The sequence below is a fragment of the Streptomyces sp. NP160 genome (genome assembly GCF_006335115.1).
In the GTDB taxonomy this organism is placed as follows: domain Bacteria; phylum Actinomycetota; class Actinomycetes; order Actinomycetales; family Quadrisphaeraceae; genus Quadrisphaera.
Map to the genome: position 1 here is coordinate 17,074 of NZ_VDMJ01000050.1, position 18,082 is coordinate 35,155.

15 protein-coding genes are annotated in these 18,082 nt (G+C 75.6%); 6 read left to right on the plus strand and 9 right to left on the minus strand.

Features of this window, described 5'->3' with window-relative positions; translation table 11 throughout:
• Window positions 1-6: 6 nt before the first annotated feature.
• The 5 genes from FHN55_RS20670 to FHN55_RS22950 form a co-directional block, all read right to left on the minus strand.
• A complete protein-coding gene (locus FHN55_RS20670; protein WP_139714298.1) occupies window positions 7-1,692 on the minus strand; it encodes a family 16 glycosylhydrolase in 1,686 nt (561 codons plus the stop codon).
• A gap of 153 nt (window positions 1,693-1,845) precedes the next feature.
• Window positions 1,846-3,039 (minus strand): aminotransferase class I/II-fold pyridoxal phosphate-dependent enzyme, encoded by a 1,194-nt coding sequence (locus FHN55_RS20675; protein ID WP_139714299.1) that lies wholly within the window; start codon window positions 3,037-3,039, stop codon window positions 1,846-1,848.
• A gap of 67 nt (window positions 3,040-3,106) precedes the next feature.
• Entirely contained in the window at window positions 3,107-3,991 is an 885-nt protein-coding gene (locus FHN55_RS20680) for a glycosyltransferase family 2 protein (RefSeq protein ID WP_139714300.1), read from the minus strand.
• Window positions 3,992-3,994: 3 nt separating this feature from the next.
• Window positions 3,995-5,059, minus strand: a complete 1,065-nt coding sequence (locus FHN55_RS20685; RefSeq protein ID WP_180357983.1) for a glycosyltransferase — start codon at window positions 5,057-5,059, stop codon at window positions 3,995-3,997.
• Window positions 5,056-6,456 (minus strand): hypothetical protein, encoded by a 1,401-nt coding sequence (locus tag FHN55_RS22950; protein ID WP_180357984.1) that lies wholly within the window; start codon window positions 6,454-6,456, stop codon window positions 5,056-5,058. The genes FHN55_RS20685 and FHN55_RS22950 overlap by 4 nt, the downstream gene beginning before the upstream one ends.
• Before the next feature lie 103 nt (window positions 6,457-6,559).
• Here FHN55_RS22950 and FHN55_RS20690 point away from each other — a divergent pair, with 103 nt between their 5' ends.
• A complete protein-coding gene (locus FHN55_RS20690; RefSeq protein WP_180357985.1) occupies window positions 6,560-7,645 on the plus strand; it encodes a glycosyltransferase family 4 protein in 1,086 nt (361 codons plus the stop codon).
• Here the strand turns inward: FHN55_RS20690 and FHN55_RS20695 are convergent.
• Together FHN55_RS20695 and FHN55_RS20700 are read right to left on the minus strand one after the other, a co-directional pair.
• Complete coding sequence (locus tag FHN55_RS20695) at window positions 7,606-8,850, minus strand: lipopolysaccharide biosynthesis protein (protein WP_139714303.1); 1,245 nt, start codon at window positions 8,848-8,850, stop codon at window positions 7,606-7,608. The genes FHN55_RS20690 and FHN55_RS20695 overlap by 40 nt on opposite strands.
• Window positions 8,851-8,888: 38 nt before the next feature.
• Complete coding sequence (locus FHN55_RS20700) at window positions 8,889-9,977, minus strand: hypothetical protein (RefSeq protein ID WP_139714304.1); 1,089 nt, start codon at window positions 9,975-9,977, stop codon at window positions 8,889-8,891.
• A 117-nt stretch (window positions 9,978-10,094) separates the two neighbouring features.
• Here FHN55_RS20700 and FHN55_RS22955 point away from each other — a divergent pair, with 117 nt between their 5' ends.
• The 5 genes from FHN55_RS22955 (at window position 10,095) to FHN55_RS20725 (ending at window position 17,377) form a co-directional block, all read left to right on the plus strand.
• Window positions 10,095-12,194, plus strand: a complete 2,100-nt coding sequence (locus tag FHN55_RS22955) for a family 16 glycosylhydrolase (RefSeq protein WP_180357986.1) — start codon at window positions 10,095-10,097, stop codon at window positions 12,192-12,194.
• Window positions 12,195-12,224: 30 nt separating this feature from the next.
• Entirely contained in the window at window positions 12,225-13,604 is a 1,380-nt protein-coding gene (locus tag FHN55_RS20710) for a Wzz/FepE/Etk N-terminal domain-containing protein (protein WP_139714306.1), read from the plus strand.
• On the plus strand, window positions 13,604-14,959 hold the full coding sequence (locus FHN55_RS20715) for an FAD-dependent oxidoreductase (protein WP_139714307.1): 1,356 nt from the start codon (window positions 13,604-13,606) through the stop codon (window positions 14,957-14,959). The genes FHN55_RS20710 and FHN55_RS20715 overlap by 1 nt, the downstream gene beginning before the upstream one ends.
• On the plus strand, window positions 14,956-16,056 hold the full coding sequence (locus FHN55_RS20720) for a glycosyltransferase family 1 protein (protein WP_218974882.1): 1,101 nt from the start codon (window positions 14,956-14,958) through the stop codon (window positions 16,054-16,056). The genes FHN55_RS20715 and FHN55_RS20720 overlap by 4 nt, the downstream gene beginning before the upstream one ends.
• Before the next feature lie 133 nt (window positions 16,057-16,189).
• Window positions 16,190-17,377, plus strand: coding sequence for a glycosyltransferase (locus FHN55_RS20725; RefSeq protein ID WP_218974883.1), 1,188 nt, complete (start codon window positions 16,190-16,192; stop codon window positions 17,375-17,377).
• Between the two features lie 29 nt (window positions 17,378-17,406).
• On the opposite strand, the gene FHN55_RS20730 is transcribed toward FHN55_RS20725, so the two are convergent.
• Window positions 17,407-17,610, minus strand: coding sequence for a hypothetical protein (locus tag FHN55_RS20730; protein WP_139714309.1), 204 nt, complete (start codon window positions 17,608-17,610; stop codon window positions 17,407-17,409).
• Window positions 17,611-17,694: 84 nt separating this feature from the next.
• Window positions 17,695-17,892: a hypothetical protein gene (locus FHN55_RS20735; protein WP_139714310.1), complete on the minus strand. Its 198-nt coding sequence runs from the start codon at window positions 17,890-17,892 to the stop codon at window positions 17,695-17,697.
• Between the last annotated feature and the right edge of the window lie 190 nt (window positions 17,893-18,082).

An 18,082-nucleotide genomic window follows, 5' to 3' on the forward strand; every position in this document is an offset into this window, starting at 1 on the left:
GGCGCGTCAGGTGTAGACGCGGACCCAGTCCACGTAGAGGTCGGTGGTCTGGCCCGTCGCCGCGAGGTCGACGGGCCAGCCACCGCCGGTGGCGAGGTCGAGCATGAAGAAGAACGGCTCGTCGGTGTGCGACAGCTCGCCCAGGCTCGCCACCTTCCGGCCGTCGATGTAGAACTCCGCGCTGCCGTCCAGCACGCGCACGCCGTAGGTGTGCCACTCGGCGGCCCAGTCGAGCGGGTAGCCCTGGCACGCCTTCTGACCGCCCTTGCTCGGGCCCCAGCTGTGGGTGGTGTGGCAGGCGGCGCCGGTGTCGTGCCCGTACAGCTCCACGGCGTCGACCTCGGCGGCGGTGCCGTCGGCCCGACCGGTGCCGCTGGAGCTGTTCAGCATCCAGAACGCCGGCCACGAGCCGGGCCCGGGCGCACCGAGCATCCGCGCCTCGAAGTACCCGTGCTGCGCGCTGAAGCCGGACCCGCCCCAGCGCTGCGAGGACAGGATGCCGGCAGCGTGCGCCTGCCCCCACGTCTGCTTCGGCGCGAGCACCCCGATCGGCTGCGCCCGCACCTGCAGGTACCCCCCGGGCAGGGTGGCCAGCGTGCCGGCGCCCCAGGCGGGGTCGGCGAAGAGCGCGTCGCCGAACTGCGACCCGCCCCACGGCTCGGGCTTCACTGCGGCGTACCGGGTGCCCCAGCCGCTCTCGCTGATCGACAGCGGGGCGTCGAAGTCGTCCGCGTACTGCAGGGTCATGCCACCCGGCGGGCTGGAGCCGGCCGGCGCCGACGGGGTGGAGGCCGGTGACCCGCCGGCGCGGAACAGCTGGGCGTAGAGCGGGTCGAGGTCGGCACCCGCCGTCGTCGTCCCCGTGATCTTCACGGCGAAGGGGCCCTGGGGCAGCCGCCGCACGTCGGCGGTGAGCACCGCCCGGCCGGAGGCGTCGGCGGTGGCCGTGGCCGCGCGGCGCAGCGGCAGGTCGAGGGCCGAGCTGCTCGGGACGGACAGCCACGCCGTGAGCTCGCTGCCGGCGGGGGCGTTGACGACGACGGTGGCCGCAGCGTCCACGCCCGAGCCGGGCGTGGGGCACGCCAGGCTGAGGCGGCCCGTGAGCGGCGGCGCGACGGCGCTCGTCGTCGTGGTGGTGGCGCAGTCGGCACGGGGCGGGACGGCGGAGTAGGTGGGCGAGCCCGCGGGAGCCGCCCACTGCGGCGGGGTGGCGCCGGCGTCGTAGGCGGTGAGCTCGCGCAGGGCCACGGGTGCGGTGCCGATCTGACGGCGCACCTCCAGACGCACCCAGGTGGTGGAGCGCGGGGTGAAGGCGACGGTGGTGGGCATCCCGGCACCGGCGGCGATGCCGGGGACGCTGACGGTGGAGCCGTCGGAGAAGCGCAGCGTGCCGTAGAGGGCGGCGGCCGTGGACTGCGCCGGGTCGAACGCGTCCGCGGTGGAGCCGAACACCTGCACGCTGGCGACGCGACGGGCGCCCGAGAAGGTCAGCTGCACCCACGGGGCGGCGTCCCCGCTGCTCGCTGACCACTCGGCGCCCAGCTGGCCGGCCCCCGGAGCCCCGTCGGACAGGGCGCCGGCCTGGCCGCTGGACGCCGTCGCGGTGGTGGTCGGGACGGCCGCCTGCGCTCCGGCGAGCGGGGTCACCAGCGCCGCGGCGGCCAGCACCGCCGTGAGCGCAGACCTCCGCATGCTCCGAGGCTCGCAGCCGGTGGAGCCCGATCGCGGGAGGCGGCGTCCCGGCGCGTCGCCCTCCCGAGGCGCAGCCGAGCGCCCGGCTGCTGTTCCCGAGGCCCTCCGAACGGCAACGAGGCGCTCGGTCGCGGGACGGAGCGGGGTGGGGCGTCAGCCGAGCTTCGTCAGGCCGCGCTTGAGCTGGCGGGCGGCCTGCGCGATGCGCTGCTCGTTCTCGATCATCGCGAAGCGCACGTAGTCGTCGCCCTGGGGCCCGAAGCCCACGCCCGGCGAGACCGCCACGTCGCACTCGTTGACGATGAGCTTGGCGAACTCGATCGACCTCAGCTCCGCGTACGGCTCGGGGATGCGCGCCCAGGCGAACATCGTCCCCTTCGGCTTCTCCAGCGGCCAGCCCGCCCGCTCCAGCCCCTCCACCAGCGCGTTGCGCCGCGACTCGTACACCGAGGAGGTCCACTGCGGGTACTCGAGCTCCTCGTTGAGCGTCACCGTGGCCGCGATCTGGATCGGCTGGAACGTGCCGTAGTCGAGGTAGCTCTTGAGCTTGGCGAGGGCCGCCACCACCTCGCGGTTGCCCACGAGGAACGCCACGCGCCAGCCGGCCATCGAGTACGACTTCGTCATCGAGTACAGCTCGACGGCCACCTCCTTGGCGCCCTCGCACTCGAGGATCGACGGCGGCTTCCAGCCGTCGAAGGTGGTGTCGGCGTAGGCGAAGTCGTGCACGAGCACCACGTCGCGCTCGCGGGCCCAGTCGACCAGGCGCTGCAGGTCCGCCTTGGACGCGACCGCCGTGGTCGGGTTGTGCGGGAACGACAGGACGACGACGCGGGGCTTGGGCCAGCCGTACTCCCACGCCTCCATGACGTTCTCGACGTAGTCGTGCGCGACGCCGTTCGCGGCCTTCGGCCCGATCGGCACCTGGCGCACGTCGGCTCCGGCGAAGTACGGCCCCCAGATGTGGATCGGGTAGGACGGCGACGGCACGAGCGCTGCGTCTCCCGCCTGGAGCAGCACCCACATGAGGTGGGAGAAGCCCTCCTTGGCGCCGATGGTGTTGATGACCTCGGTGTCCGGGTCGAGGTGGACCCCGAAGCGCCGCTGGTAGAGCCCGGCCACGGCCTCGCGCAGCTTGGGCAGTCCGCGCGAGGAGGAGTAGCGGTGGTTGCGGGAGTTGTGCGCGGCCTCGGCCAGCTTCTCCACGGCGGTGGCCGGGGAGGGCAGGTCGGGGTTGCCGAACCCCAGGTCGACCACGTCGCGCCCGGCCCGTCGCGCCTGCTGCTTGAGCCCGTCGATGATGGTGAAGACGTACGGGGGCAGGCCCTGGATGCGCCGGAACTCCATGGCCGATCACCCTACGTCCGCGGCGCGGCGCGCGAGCGGGCCAAGCCGGCGACGAAGGCGGGGGACGTCACAGCTGCAGGATCCGCTCAGGCGTGAACCGCCCGCGCAGGACGTCGAGCGCTGCGAGCGCGTTGCCGCGCAGGCGCTGGCGGCGCCACGCGGCCTCCGGGCCGCCCAGGGACAGCACGGCGTTCTTCACCACGCGCCGGCCGATCTCGTCAGCGGCCAGCGGCAGCGGGAAGCTTCCCTTGCGCACGAACCAGGACGGGTTCATGACCTGGGAGTACCCGAGCCGGACGTGCGCCGTGCGCCCACCGGACTTGACCCCGCGGTGCACGATGACGCACTGCGGTGCGGTCACCAGCCGTCCCTGCTTGAGGAGCCGCCGGGCGAGGTCGTGGTCCTCGAGCCACGAGTACAGGGGCAGCCGCTCGTCGAAGCGCTCGGCGGTGGCGCCGACGCGGTAGCCGAACCCGCAGCCGTACAGCGTCTTGCGGTCCGCCACCGGCTGGCCGCCCGCGGGGTCGGGGTCCCGGGCGGACTCCGCGAGCGCCCGCAGCGCGTCGTCCACCGTCACAGCGGGGCCGACGGCCCCGTCGAGGAGCACCCGGGCGCTGAGCGCGAGGACGCTGGGGTCGGACTCGAAGACCGCGAGCGCGTTCTCGACGAAGTCGGCGCGGACGCGCGAGTCGTCGTCGAAGAAGAGGACGACGTCGACGCCGGGCACCGCGCGCATGCCCGCGTTGCGCTGCGCGGCGACGCCCGAGGCGCGGGTGACCAGCACCCCGTCCGGCACGCCACCGGTGGGCAGGCTGCGCTCGTCGGGGACGCTCAGCACCACGTGGTCGGGCGCCACGGTCTGGGCCGCGAGGTCGGCGAGGACGTCACCGACGACGTCGGGCCGGCCGGCCGTGGCGATGACCACGGCGACCTGCAGGCGAGGCTCCGTCACCGGTCAGGCCTCCCGCGCCGCGACCGTCGCGAGCGCCGCCAGGCCGCTCGCCCCGAGGGCGTCCTGGACGAGCGCTCGCACACCGAGCCCTCCGTCGCGGTACGGGCGGTAGGCGCCCGCCCCCAGCAGGCCCGCAGCCGCCCGGAGCCGGTCGCGCCCCTCTGCGGCGTGCAGGTCCGCCCGCGCGGCGTAGTGGTCGGCGAGCCGCTGCCAGCGGCTCGACGCCCGGTCGAGCACGTCGCGCTCGGCCACGGCCCCGCGCGCCAGCAGGTCTGCGCGCCCACGGCACACGTCGGCCAGGAAGGCGGCCCGCTCTCCGGCAGAGGCCGCGCTGGCGGCGTAGTGCCGTGCCCGGTCGCGCAGGTCCTCGAGGCGCCCGGCGGCGCCGCCGGTGGAGCCGGTCGAGCCGTAGAGCTGGCGGCCGTGCTGCCGGTAGGCCGCCAGCCGCTCGGCGACCGTGACGGTGGTGCCCAGGCTGGAGGCCAGGAACCAGACCCAGCGGTCGTGCGACAGGGGCCGGTCAGGCGAGTGCGTGTCGGGGCCGCGCTGATCGCGGGGCGCCACGTCGAGCAGCCACCGCTCGAAGAGGAGCGTGAAGCCGAAGTACTTCTGCCAGGGGTCCCCGGTCAGCCGCGCCGCGGGTCGCGTGCGGGTGATGCCCTGGTCGTCGTCGCCGGTGTGGCGGCCTGCGTCGTCGACCAGCCGCACGGCGTGCGCCGCCGCGACTGCGCCGTGCTCCACCAGCGCCGCGCGCATGCGCTCCAGCTTGGTCGGGTGCCAGACGTCGTCCTGGTCGCAGAAGGCCACGAAGCGCGCCCGCGTGCGCTCCGCTCCCGTGAGGAAGTTGTCGGCGAAGCCGAGCCGGCCCCCGGAGCTGGTCCAGCGCACCGGGACGGGGCTCCCGGCGGCGACTCGCTCGACCTCGGAGCGGGTGGCGTCGGTGGAGCCGTCGTCGCTGACCAGCACCTCCGCGGGGGGCAGGGTCTGGGCGAGCACGCTCGCGAGCTGCTCGGCGACGTGCCGCTCACCGTCGTAGGTGCCGATGACCACGGCGACGTCGCTGCTCACGCGCCGTCCCCGCGGGCGTGCCGGGGCAGCCGCTTGGGAGGCGGCGGCCCGACGGGGACCATCGGCTGCAGCGCCCTGACGACCTCGCCCTCGCGCACCTGCAGCCGCCCGTCCCGCAGCACCGCGGCGGCCAGCGTGCCCGTGACCAGCCACAGCAGGCCGGTCGAGTCGGACAGGTCGGGCCCGTTGTAGACCTTGCCGAGGAACATCGCGACGGCCACCCACAGCACCGGCCGGACCGACGGGATGCGCAGGGCGGGCCGCACGACGGCCACGACGAAGGCCACGAACAGCACCAGCCCGAGCACGCCGGTCTGGCTGACGAGTGCCGCCAGGAGCGAGGAGGGGCGGTTGGAGCCGAGCCCCACGCCGATGCCCAGCGTCTGCGCCGCCAGGGCGAAGGAGAAGGTGTCGGCGCCGGAGCGGTCCTCGTAGGAGGAGGAGCCCAGCTTGTCGCTGAGCGTCTGGGTCAGCAGGTCCATGAGCTGCGGCAGCACGAACACCAGCGCCGCCCCGACGGCGGCGATGGCCAGCCACGTCGTCGACTGCAGGTGGACGCGCCGCACGGTCAGGCCCAGCAGGCCGACGAGCACGGCGACCACGAGCATCACGACCCCGGAGACGATGAACGACGTCGACGTGGACGCCAGTCCGATCCAGAGCGCGGCCCCGGCCAGCGCGAGGGCCCCCAGCCGCTTCCACCCGGTGCTGCGCGGCAGGCTGGCGACGGCGAAGACCAGCGCCGGGATGGCGATGCCCGCCACCGCTGACGGCTCGGGCATGATCCCGCGGAACCTGACCACCCCGCCCTCGGCGCTGTCGATGAAGCGGAAGGCCGGGGAGTTGTCGAAGAACCCCTCCGGGAAGGGCAGGCCCGCGTCCCGGTGGAGCAGGGCCCAGACGTTGAGGGCCATCGCCACCGCCAGCCCGAGGCCGACCGCGCTGTTGCCGGTGGCGGGGCTGCGCGCCACGATCGCGAACACCGCGACACCGATCCACAGGTACGTGAGCTGGGCGATGTTCGACGTCGTCAGCAGCCCTGCAGCGCCCAGGGGCGTCTGCTGGCCGGTGGCGTCCAGCACGGGCGTCCCCGCGAAGACGATGCCCCCGAGGGCCGTGATCATCGTGGTCCACAACCCGAACAGCAGCAGCGGCGTCATGCCGGGGACGGGCGCGTCGTGGCGGCGGAAGCCGTGGCGCTGGGCCGCCCCCGCCACGGTGAGGGCGACGGCCGCGATCGCCGCGGCGTAGAACGTCGGCACCACGATCCGGTCGCTCAGAGCGAAGGCGATGCCGGCCGCGGTGGCGCCGGCCAGCGACAGCGCCCGCGGCCACCCCAGCCGGGTCAGCGCGCCGAGGGTCACGAGGAGCGCGGTGGTCAGTGTCAGGGTCGTCACGGGCACCCCTCTCGGCGCGGTTCCGGCGGACGGCGTGGCCACCCTAGGACGTCAGGCGGTCACCCACGGGCGCGCCGGCCACCCCGTGGCACCATCGCGCCCCATGCGACGGCTGCGCATCGCGCACGTGACCAACGCGATGGCGCTGGACGGCACCGGGGTGACCAACGCGGCCGTCGACCTGGCGCTGGAGCAGCGGGCGGCCGGCCACCAGGTCGCCGTGCTGTGCCGCTGGGCCGACGAGCCCATGCGCGCGCTGCTGGACGGGGCCGGCGTGCTGCTCGTCGAGGGCGTCGAGGCGGCCCGGCCGTCGGACCTGCAGCGTGCGGTGCGCGCGGCCGCGCCGGTGCTGCGCCGCGCCGACGTCGTCCACGTCCACACCGTGCGAGCCACGGCGGTGGCCCTGCTCGCCGCACCGGCGCGGTTCGCCACCCGCAGCGTCAGCACGCTGCACAACCCCTACCAGCGGTCCGCGCCGCTGATGTGGACGACGCGGCGGGTGGTGAGCATCAGCGCCGCCGACCGCGACCTCGTCGCACGCCGGACCCGGGGCCTGCGGCGACCGGCCGTGGTGCTCAACGGCACGGTGGGCAGCCGGCGGCTGCCCCCCGCCGACGCCCTGCAGCCGGTGGACCTGGGCCCGCACGCCGTCGTCTACGTCGGGGCTCTGTACGCCCGCAAGGGCGTCGACGTCCTCCTGCGCGCCATGGTGCGGGTGCGCCGCGAGCTGCCCTCGGCGCGGCTGCACCTGGTCGGCAACCGCGACAACCCGCAGCTGGAGCAGCTCGCCGACGACCTCGGCCTGGGCGAGGGCGCCGTCTTCGAGGGCTTCAGCCCCGACCCTCGTCGCTACATGAAGGGCGCAGCCGTCGTGGTGCTGCCCTCGCGCGCGGAGGGCTTCGGGCTGGTGCTCGTCGAGGCCCGTTCCACCGGGGTGCCGGTGGTGGCGACGCGGGTCGGCGGCATCCCCGAAGCGCTGGACGGCGGCAGGGCCGGGCTGCTGGTCGACCCCGAGGACGACGTCGACCTGGCCCGCGCCCTGCTGTCCGTGCTCACGGACGAGGCGCTCGCCGTCCGGCTCAGGCTGGCTGCGCTCGAGGGGCTGGAGCGCGCTCACGTGGCCCGTGCGGCGCGCGAGTACGCCGAGGTCTACGCCTCGCTGCCAGGGCTCTCGGCCGTCGGACCGTGACGGGCGGGGCCCTCGAGTGCGGTGCGGCGCAGGACGGCCCACGCCTGGTAGCCCGTCACAGCCACCTCGCTGAGCGCGAAGCCGGCCGCCACGCCGGTGGTGCCCCAGACCGCCCCGGCGCCCACCATGCCGACCAGCCCGACCACGGCACCGACCAGCGTGCTGGTGAAGACGGTGCCCGTGGCCCCCAGCGGGACCAGCACGAGCCGTCCCAGGGCGGTGTTGAGGCTGACCGCCAGGAAGGCGACCCCCACGAGCACGCTCACCGCCCGGTCCGCGGCGAGCTCCTCGGTGAACAGCAGGCCGGAGAGCCAGGGCCCGAGCAGCGAGAAGCCCACCAGGCCCGCCGCGCCGAGCGCCGCGTGCAGCGCGAGCCCGGCGCGCATCCGCCGCGTGGTCCGCTCCCCCGGCAGCACGGGCCTCTCGGCCACCCAGCCCTGCAGGGCGCTGGTGAGCGCCTGCACGGCCGTCAGGCTCAGCCGGTAGAGCCGGTCCGCCGAGCCGAACGAGGCCAGGAGCCCCACGTCGCTGACCACCACGCCGGCCACGAGCAGGGGCGTCTGGCTGTAGGAGCCGCCGACGGCCACGGTCCCGCTCGCAGCGCGGGTGCGCCAGACCTCGGCCCAGGCGCGCACGGCCAGCACCTGGCGCGCCCGCACCCCGACCACCCGCCGTCCGTAGGCCCAGGTCCCGGCGGCGGTGGCCAGCGCCAGCAGCGCGGGGTAGGTCCACAGCTGCTGGGTGGTCAGCACCAGGACGGCGCTCAGCCCGATCGCGACCAGGCGGGGGAGGATCTCGAAGACGGCGATGGCCGACGGCCGCCCGATCCCGATGGAGAACCAGGACGGCGAGAGGGCCCCGACCACCATGGCCGTCGACATGGCGGCGGCCGTCCACCGGTGCCCCTCCTCGCTGAGCGCGGCGGCGACCAGCGCGCACACGGGCATCGCGACGGCCACCACGACGCCCCGCGAGGCGAGGCTGCGCGCGTACACCTCCCGGCGCTGCGCGGCGTCAGCCCTGGCGACCGCGACCGGACCCACCAGCCCCCACCCCAGACCGGCCACCACGGCCCCCAGGCCGCCGGCGGACTGGCCCAGGAGGACGGCCGCCCACCCCTCCTGGCCACCCACCCGCGCCAGCAGCGGCAGCAGCAGGAAGGGCGCGAGCAGCGACAGCAGCGGCAGCCCGGCGAAGCCCGCCATCCGCCGCACGAGGGTGGCGTGTCCCCCGGGGGCGGTGCTCAGAGCGCGTCGAGGCGGTGCTCGACCAGCGCCTCGCGGACCTCGCGGGTGAAGCGCCGCTCCTCGTCGCGGATGACCGCGCGGTAGGGGTCCTGCATCGCCCGCGCCTCTGCCGGCGCCGCGAGCACGCGGCGCAGCACGCGGGCCGCGTTGCCGACGAAGTCGCCCTCGGGAGAGACCTTGTGCTCCCAGGGCAGCGGCACGTCGGCGTGGAAGGCTCCCGAGCCGCGGCGCGCGACCACCGTGACGGCTCCGCACAGGGCGGCCTCGCGGGGCATGCGGTCCTTGCCGGGGTGGTAGCCGAGGTCGAGGTAGACCAGGCTGCGGCGCAGCTCGGCGACCAGCTGCTCGCGGGTCATGCCCTCCAGGGCGACGAACTCCACCTCCGGCACCCTCAGCCTCAGCGCCTCGACGGCCTCGCGGGCCTTGGCGGGGTTGTAGGTGACGGTGCTGCGGCCGCCCGGCGGGTCGGTGTCGTCGAGGCCGTCCAGCGGGGTCCAGTCACCGACCACCGTGGCCAGCACGTCGGCGCGGGCGTACAGGTAGGCGCGGGCGTACTCGGACTGCGCGAGGTGCCTGACCGTGGCCAGCTGGCGGTAGTCGCCGCGCAGGTGCAGGGCGGCGTGCCGCGCCGCGGCCTTCGCGCGCCAGCGCAGCGACGGCTCGACCAGCCGGCCGTCGGGCGACCACAGGTCGTGGCGGCGGCGGTGCTCGCGCCACGGCGTGGCCATGTCGATGCTGAGCCACCAGCAGTAGGTCTGGGCGTGCCGGTAGCGCGCCAGCTGCCGCAGCGCCTTCTCCGGGGCGATGACCACCGACCCGGGGACGTCGGCGACCCGGGCCGCCTCCGGTGCGTCGTAGTGCCCGTAGGCCGGGTGGCGGGGGACGTCCTCGGTGCCGGGCTCGGGCACCAGGCTGGCGTCAGCGCCCAGGCCGCGCAGGGTGTGGACGAGCTGGTGGAGCGCCTCGGGGCCTCCGGAGCGGAAGCCGCGGGGGTACAGGACGTGGAAGACCTCACCGGAGGTGGAGGCCGCTGACCGCGCCTGGTGCTGGTGCGCGGCGGCTGGCTGGCTGGTGGGACGGGCCATGGCTCCTCGTCGTCAGGTCCGAGGCGGACGCGCCCGCGTGAGGCTATCCCAGCCCCGGACGGCCGGGGCGGGGTCTCGACCGTCCGCACGCCCGGAGAGCGGTGCGAGGATCGCGCGGTGGTTCCCCCCACCCCCCGCCGGCCCCGTGCGTCCCGCCGGCGCCGGCGTCGCCGCGACCTGATCGGGCTCCTGGCCGTCGTGGTGGTCGGTCTGCTGGTGGTGGCGCTGGTGGTCCACGAGCGTCGCGGGGCCTCGACGGCGGAGGGCGTCACCGCGTCGTCGACCGCTCCCGGCTTCAGCGCTGCAGCCCTGCTCGACGGTGACGGCGCGGACCCCGTGTGGCGCAGCGACGGGAGCACCACGGGCACGTCGCTGACGCTCGCCTTCGGGGCGGCGACCACCGTCGACCGGCTGGTCCTGACCACCCCTGACTCCGCGGACCGCATGACCCAGGGGCACCTGCTCTTCAGCGACGGCTCGGCGCTCCTGGTGACGCCCGGGATCGGCGAGACGACGGTGACCTTCACCCCGCGCACGGTCGAGCAGGCCGTGCTCACGGTCGACGCCGTGGCCGACGACGCCTCGGCCGTGGAGCTGGCGGGTCTGCGCGTGGACGCCGGAGGGCACGACGCCGCAGGCGCCGCCCCGAGGGGCGACGTGGCCGGCGACGCGACCGTGACGGCGTCGAGCACCGGCTCCGGTGACGCGGCCGCCCTGGTGGGCCTCAGCGACGACCAGCTCGGTGACGCCCGGGGCTGGGCCTCCGCCACGGGTGACGCCGAGCCCTCCGTCACCCTCACCTGGCAGCGGCCGCTGGAGCTCTCCAGCGTGCGCCTGTACGGGCCGGCCGGCACCGGTGGCGGCTCCCGCGAGGGACGGCTGGAGTTCTCCGACGGCTCGCAGGTGCCCTTCGCCGCGGTGCTCGACGCGGGTGACGCACCCACCACCGTCGCCTTCATGCCCCGGGTCGCGGACTCGGTGCGCGTGGTGCTCGAGGCGGCCGACGAGGGCGACTCCCCCGGGCTGCGGGGGGTGCAGGTGCGCGCCCGCGGGTCGGCGCCCCCCACGGTCGCGGGTGAGACCGAGCAGGCAGGGACCAGCGGCTCTGCAGCGAGCAGCTCCCCGGCGCCCGCCGCCTGCGACGCCAGCACGCCGGTCGGCGACGTGCCCACCCAGGCGTCCCAGCGCCGGCTGGTCTGCCCGGCGCCGGGGACCTCCGGCGGGGCCCGGCCGACGGTGGTCGTCGCCGCTCCCCCGGGCACCGAGCTCACCGCCACGTCCAGCACCGCGGCCACCACGGCCGCCGGGGAGCGCGAGGAGCCCGTCGTGGCCACGGCCACGAGCGACGCCTCCGGCAGGGCCGTGCTGGAGGTGCAGCAGCCCCTGCCGGCGGGTCCGGTCAACCTGCGCGTCGACGGCGCGGGAGACCCGCTGTGGGTGCAGCTGGTGGTGGCGGGCTCGACCGCGCCCGGACCGGCCTCGTTCGCGCCTCCCGGCCTGTCCCTCGTCTACGAGGACGACTTCGACGCCCCCCTCTCGCTGAGCGAGACCGGACGGGACTCCCGCTACACCGCGCAGCGGCCGACGGCGAAGGGCGGTGAGGGCTACGGCGAGGCCGCCTTCGGCGAGGAGGCGCTGCAGGCGGACACGGCCCAGACCGGCGACGGGCTGCTGCACCTGCGCACCGAGGACGCCGCCGGCGGCGCGGTCGGCGCCATGCTGTCCAGCGCCACCTACGGCGGGGCGGGCTTCTCGGCCCAGTACGCCTACTTCGAGACGCGGGCGCTGGGCGCTCCCGGGCTCGGCACCTGGCCGGCCTTCTGGATGCTCACCACGCCCGCCCTGGCCGAGGAGGGCCGCGACAACGCCGAGGTCGACGCCTTCGAGATGTACGGCCACGACACCACCGGGCTGTGCAACTCCACCCACGACTACCGCGGCGGCCAGAACGCGGACAAGCAGATCGACTGCAACCCGATGGCCTCCGGGGACGACTGGGCGATGCAGTGGCACACCTACGGGGCGCGCGTGCTGCCCGACGTCGTCGTCTTCACCACCGACGGCGTCGAGACCGCGCGCATCCCGCGCCCGGAGGCCGGGGACGAGCCCTTCTTCTTCATGCTGACCCTCGCCCGCGGCGGCGGCTGGCCGGTGGACCTGTCCGGCACCGGCGACGTGGCCGACATGTACGTGGACTGGGTCCGCGTCTACACGTGAGCCCACCCCGACGGGCTACCGTCGCTGCTCGTGACCCTCCAGGACTTCCTGCGCGAGCTGAGGCACAGCTGGTGGATCGTCGCGCTCGGCGTCGCGCTGGGGGGGCTGCTGGGAGCGGTGCTGGCCACCTCCCAGACCCCGACCTACCAGTCCTCCGCGTCGCTGTTCGTGACGACGGCGGGGGCGGGGGCCTCGGACGCCCGGGCGGCGGACAACTCCTTCGTGCAGTCCCGCGTCACGACCTACGCCAGCCTGGGCACCCAGTCCTCGGTCCTCGAGCAGGCAGCGGCATCGCTCGACGGGGTCAGCGTCGAGCAGCTCCGCAGGGAGGTCACCTCCTCGGCCAGGGAGGGCCAGAACCTCATCGACGTCAGCGCCTCAGCGGACTCCGCGGACCAGGCGGCGGCCGAGGCCAACGCTGTGGCGCAGGCGCTCGCCACCACCGTCAACCAGCTCGAGGCGCCGTCCGGGTCGGCGGCGGGCACGGAGTCCGAGGTGGTGCTGCGCGTCACCCAGGAGGCGACCGCGCCGGCAGAGCCGGTCTCCCCCAACGTGCCCAGGACCGTGCTGGTCACCCTGCTCGTGGGGCTCGCCGCGGGGATCGGGGTCATGGTGCTCGCGGCTGCGGCCAGCGGGCGGCTGCGCGGCCCGCGCGACGTCGCGAGCATCACCGGCATCGTGCCCACGTCGGTGCCGGAGGCGCGGGGCGAGCGGCAGCGCGAGGCCTACCGCGCGCTGCGCTCGGCGCTGCGCCACAGCCTCGGGGCTCGCGGCTCGGTGGCCATCGCGCCGGTGCAGCCGGGCACCAGCGGGCGCGAGCTGGCCGAGGAGCTGGCCCAGGCGCTCGGGGAGGTGGGCAGCACCTCGCTGCTGATCGACGCCGACTTCCGCTCCGACCGGGGCCGCGGGCGCCGCAAGGACACCGGTCAGGCCAACCCCTCCCGCGGCCTCGCCCAGGTGCTGGCTGGGGAGGAGGCGCTCGACCAGGTGGTGACCGCCGGCGGACACCCCAACACCTGGCTGCTGCCCGCCGGGACGTTCGTGGAGTCGTCGGCGCAGCTGCTCAGCAGCGACAACATGACGCGGATCCTCGAGCACGTCACGCGCGACTTCGACTACGTCCTGGTCCTCGCCCCGCCGATGCTGCAGCGCTCGGAGGCCGCGGTGCTGGCGGCGCAGGCCCACGCGACGGTGCTGCGCATGGACGCCCGCGCGGTGCGACGCCCTGACCTGCTCTTCGCCCTGGAGAGCCTGCACGCGGTCGGCGTCACCTCAATCAACCTCGTGCTCGAGGGCGTCTCCAAGCTGGACATGCAGCCAGCGCGGGTGCGCTACACGGCCCAGGTCACCCCCGACGCCCTGCTGCTCCCGCGCTACGGCGGCGCCCCGGTCGACGCCGACCAGCGCTGATGGTGGACGACGCGGACGGGAGCCTCTCGGTGGACGCCGACGTCCTCGTGCTCGGAGCCGGGATCAGCGGCCTCGTGTCCGCGTCGGTGCTGCTGGGTCAGGGAGCCGGCCGCGTCGTCGTCGTCGACGGCTACCCGCACGTCGGGGGCAACCACCTCGACGCGCACCTGGGCCCGTACACCTTCGACATCGGCAGCCTGGTCTTCCAGGACGACTCCCCGCTGCTCGCCCACTTCCCCGACCTGCTCCCCCGCTACGTGCCGATCGAGCCGACGTGGGAGCGGCTGAACCCGCAGGGCCGGGTGACGGCCTACCCGTTCTCCGTCACCGACGACCTGCTCGCGGCAGGTCCGCTCGAGCTGGCCCGGCTGCTCGGGTCGGCGCTGGTGTCCCGGCTGCGCCGCCGCCCGCAGCACACCGCGCGCGACTTCGCCGAGCACTGGCTGGGGCCGCGGTTCGTGCACCGCTCGGGGCTCGACACGTACATGGAGCGGTTCTGCGGCGTGCCCACCGAGCAGATCGACCTCGAGTTCGCGCACAAGCGCATGATGTGGATCCCCAAGAACGCCAGCGCGGGCGAGCTGACCCGCAAGGTCACCGACCTCGTGCGGGCGCGGCTCGGGCGCCCGCGACCGCAGCCCGCGCCGGAGAACCAGCAGCTGGCGCGCCCGCGTGAAGGCTTCGCCCACCTCTACGAGCCGGCCGTCGCCTCGCTGGAGGCGAAGGGCACGCGCTTCGTGCTGGGGGCGGAGCTGCAGCGGCTGGAGCGCGACGGCGAGGGCTTCGTGCTGAGCACCAGCGGAGGCGAGGTGAGGGCGTCCCGGGTGGTCTCGACGGTGCCCGTCGACGTCGCGCTGGACCTGTGCGGCCTGCGCGAGGCGGGCGAGGAGCCGCTGCCCGTGGTGCGCCTGGTCAGCCTCTACTACAGCTTCTCGGGGCGACGCGGCCACGACGCCCCGGTGCTCTACAACTTCTCCCACGAGGGCACGTGGAAGCGCCTGACCACGTACTCCGACTTCTACGGCCCGGCCGAGGGGCGGGAGTTCCTCGGGGTGGAGGTGGTCTCCAGCCGCGGCGGCCAGAGCGTGGAGGACGCGGCGGCGGACTTCCGGCGCCACACCGCGGCCAACGGGCTGTTCGAGGGCGACCTGCGCCTGGAGGGCAGCCACGTGCTCGACCACGCCTACCCCATCTACACCCGGGGCAGCGCCGCTCGCGCCCGAGCGGCGATGGCGCGCCTGGAGGCGTGGGGCGTGGAGTCGCTGGGCCGGCAGGGCGCCTTCGAGTACCAGCCGACCGCGCGCCACTCCACCGTGGAGGCGGAGGCGTTCCTGGCCCGCGACCCGAGCTCGTGACCCGCCGCACCACGTGGCTGCTCATGGCGAGCCACGTCCCCGCCAGCGGTCGGCTCGGCGGCATCGTGAGGTACACCGTCGAGCTGGCGCGGGCGCTGGCGGAGCGGGACGACGTCGAGGTGCACCTGCTGACCTCGCCGGCCGCCGCCGACCACCTCGCGCCGCTGGTGGGAGGCACCGGGCGCGTGCACACGACACCGGCCTGGGCGGACCCGGTGCTGCCGGCGTTCGAGCGCTGGCTGCTGGGGAGCCGGCTCGGTGACCGCTTCGACGTGGTGCAGGGCGTGAAGCACCTGCTGCCCCGGGGCGCGCGGGCCCGCACCGTGCTGACGGTGCACGACATGATCCTCGCCGACCGCCCGCGGGACTTCCCGCTGGCCAAGCGCGTGCTGCTGCAGCGGCCGTACGCCGCGTCGATCCGGCAGGCGGACGCGCTGGTCTGCGTCTCGCAGGCCACGCGCGCGGCGCTGCTGGTGCACCACCCGCAGGTGGTGGGGCGCACGGCCGTGGTGCTGTCGGCCACCAGCCCGCAGCTGCTGGGCGCCGTCCCGGAGCCGGTGGAGGCGCTGGTGGGCCGGCGCTTCGGCCTGGTGGTGGGTGACTCCTCCCCTCGCAAGAACCTCGCGACGGCGGTCTCCGCGTGGGCGCGCCTCGTGGACGGGCCGGAGCACGCCGACGCCGCCCTGGCGCTGGTGGGCCCCCCGCCCTGGGGCGAGGAGGCGTACGGCCCCGACCACGCGCGACTGGTGGCGTCGGGGCACCTGGTGCAGCTGCAGGGCGTCGACGACGCCGCCCTGAAGTGGTGCTACGAGCACGCTGCCGTGGTGCTGGCGCCGAGCCTGGTGGAGGGCTACGGCCTGCCGGCGCAGGAGGCCCTCGACCTGGGGGCGCCGCTGGTCACCTCGCTCGACCCGGCGCTGGTGGAGGTCAGCGCCGGGGCCGCCACCCACGTGGACGCCCGCGACGTGGCCGGCTGGGCTGGCGCTGCCGCCGAGCGGCTGGCCGCCGGGGCCGCCCGCCCGCGGCCCGCGCAGCACCCGCGCACGTGGCACGACGTGGCGGACGACACGGTGCGGGCGGTGCTCGGCACCCCCTGATCGCCGATCCGCCGGATCCGCCTCACGCGCCGGGGATGCCCGGTATGGTCCGTTTCGAGCGCTGCGCAGCGGGCAGCGTCCGTCCGCGAGGACGCTTCCCCGTGCGAGGTGTGCCCTGTCCCGCGACGTGCGCGTGAGCATCGTCCACGAGCGCTTCACCGAGTTCGCGGGCTCGGAGGCGGTGGTCGAGGCGATGGCCCGCCGCTGGCCGCAGGCGCTGCTGCACGCACCGGTGGCCCGGCGCGGCGTGCTCCCGGGAGACCTCGAGCCGCGGGTGCGGGCCACCCGGCTGAGCCGCCTGCTGCGCGGCCCGGGCTACGCGCACCTCCTGCCGGCGCTGCCGCTGGCCATGCGCTCGCTGCGGCTGCCCGACGCCGACGTCGTCGTCGCCTCCCACCACGCCTTCGCCACGCAGGTGGCCATGACGTCGGCGGCGCCGGTGGTGGCGTACGTCCACTCCCCCGCCCGCTGGGTGTGGGAGGCGTCGATGCGGCGCGGGGAGGGCACCGGCCTGCTCGGAGGCGGGGGCGTGGGGGCGGCCGGGCTGGCGGCGTTCTCGACGGCGTTCAAGCCGTTCGACGTGGCGGCCGCGCAGCGGGTGCACACGCTGGTGGCCAACTCCACGTGCGTGGCGGAGCGGATCCGGCGCTGGTGGGGCCGCGAGGCGCAGGTGGTGGCCCCTCCCGTGAACACCGGCTTCTACGCGCCCGACGCCCGGACGCCCCGGGAGGACTTCTTCCTGCTGGCCGGCCGCCTGGTGCCCTACAAGAGGCCCGACCTCGCCGTGAAGGCGGCCGCCCGGGCGGGCGTGCGGCTGGTGGTGGCCGGCGAGGGCCGGTTCCTGCGGCAGGTGGAGGGTCTGGCCGGGCCGCGCACCACGTTCCTGGGGCGGGTGAGCGACGTCGAGCTGCGCGACCTGTTCCGGCGCTGCCGGGCGCTGCTCATGCCCGGCGTGGAGGACTTCGGCATCGTGCCGGTGGAGGCCATGGCGTGCGGCGCACCTGTCGTCGCCCTCGCCGAGGGCGGTGCGCTGGACACGGTGGTGCCGGGCGTGTCGGGGCAGCTGGTCCCCGCAGTGCCGCGCGAGCTGGAGGTCGACGCGTGGGCCGAGGCGCTGCTCGCCTTCGACGCCCCGGCCTTCGACCCCGACCGCGTCCGGGCGCACGCCGGGACGTTCTCGCGGGCGAGCTTCGCCGACGCGATGGCCGCGGTGGTCGACCGCGTGGCCCACGGCTCGGCGCTCCCCCAACAGGCCGCTTCCCCGTCGATCGACCTCAGGGACAGCGCGCCCGCGGCGGCCCGTCACACCTCCTGGTCCTGAGCGCTCGGCCGCAGACCGCGCGGCGCTCTTCAGGAGGCCGAGCGCTGGGCCTGGCGGCTGACCGGCCGGACAGGGAGGCGGACGACGGCGGGCACGAGCGCCCCGCCCTGCTGCAGCCCGCCGGCGGCTCGCTCCCCGTGCTCGGCGCGGGTGAGGACGCGCCCCACGAGCAGCGCGAAGGCCGAGGCTGCGCCGGTCCAGGCGAGCAGCGAGACCACGATCCAGGTGTCCACGGGTCATGTCTAGGCGCTGGGCCCGTGCGCGTCATGAGCCCCGGGTGGGAGCCGGCTGGGAGTCGCTCAGCCCGTGGGCGGAGCTCAGGCGGCCTCGCGGCGGGAGCCGTGGGCGGCCGGAGCGGCAGAGGGCACCGCGTGCAGGTACCTCAGGTCCCGCACCTCACGGTGACCGTGGCGCCAGCGGTCGCTCTTGCCGGAGACGGCCAGGGACCGTCCCAGCAGCAGCGCCGCGGCGCAGGCGACGACGACCCACGCAGCGACCAGGGCAACGATGACCATGCCTCACTGTGTACCCACCGATGGTGGTGATCAACCGCGCCGCGCCGCCACGATCGCGACACGCCGCACCGGCACCTGGAGCTCTCACCCTGGTGAGCAGGCCCTTCGCGGGGTCTCGGCCGGTTCGCCCCACCTCGTCCCCCATCGTGCGCGCCCCCGGCGGCCAGGGCACGTCCCACCGCGGGTGACG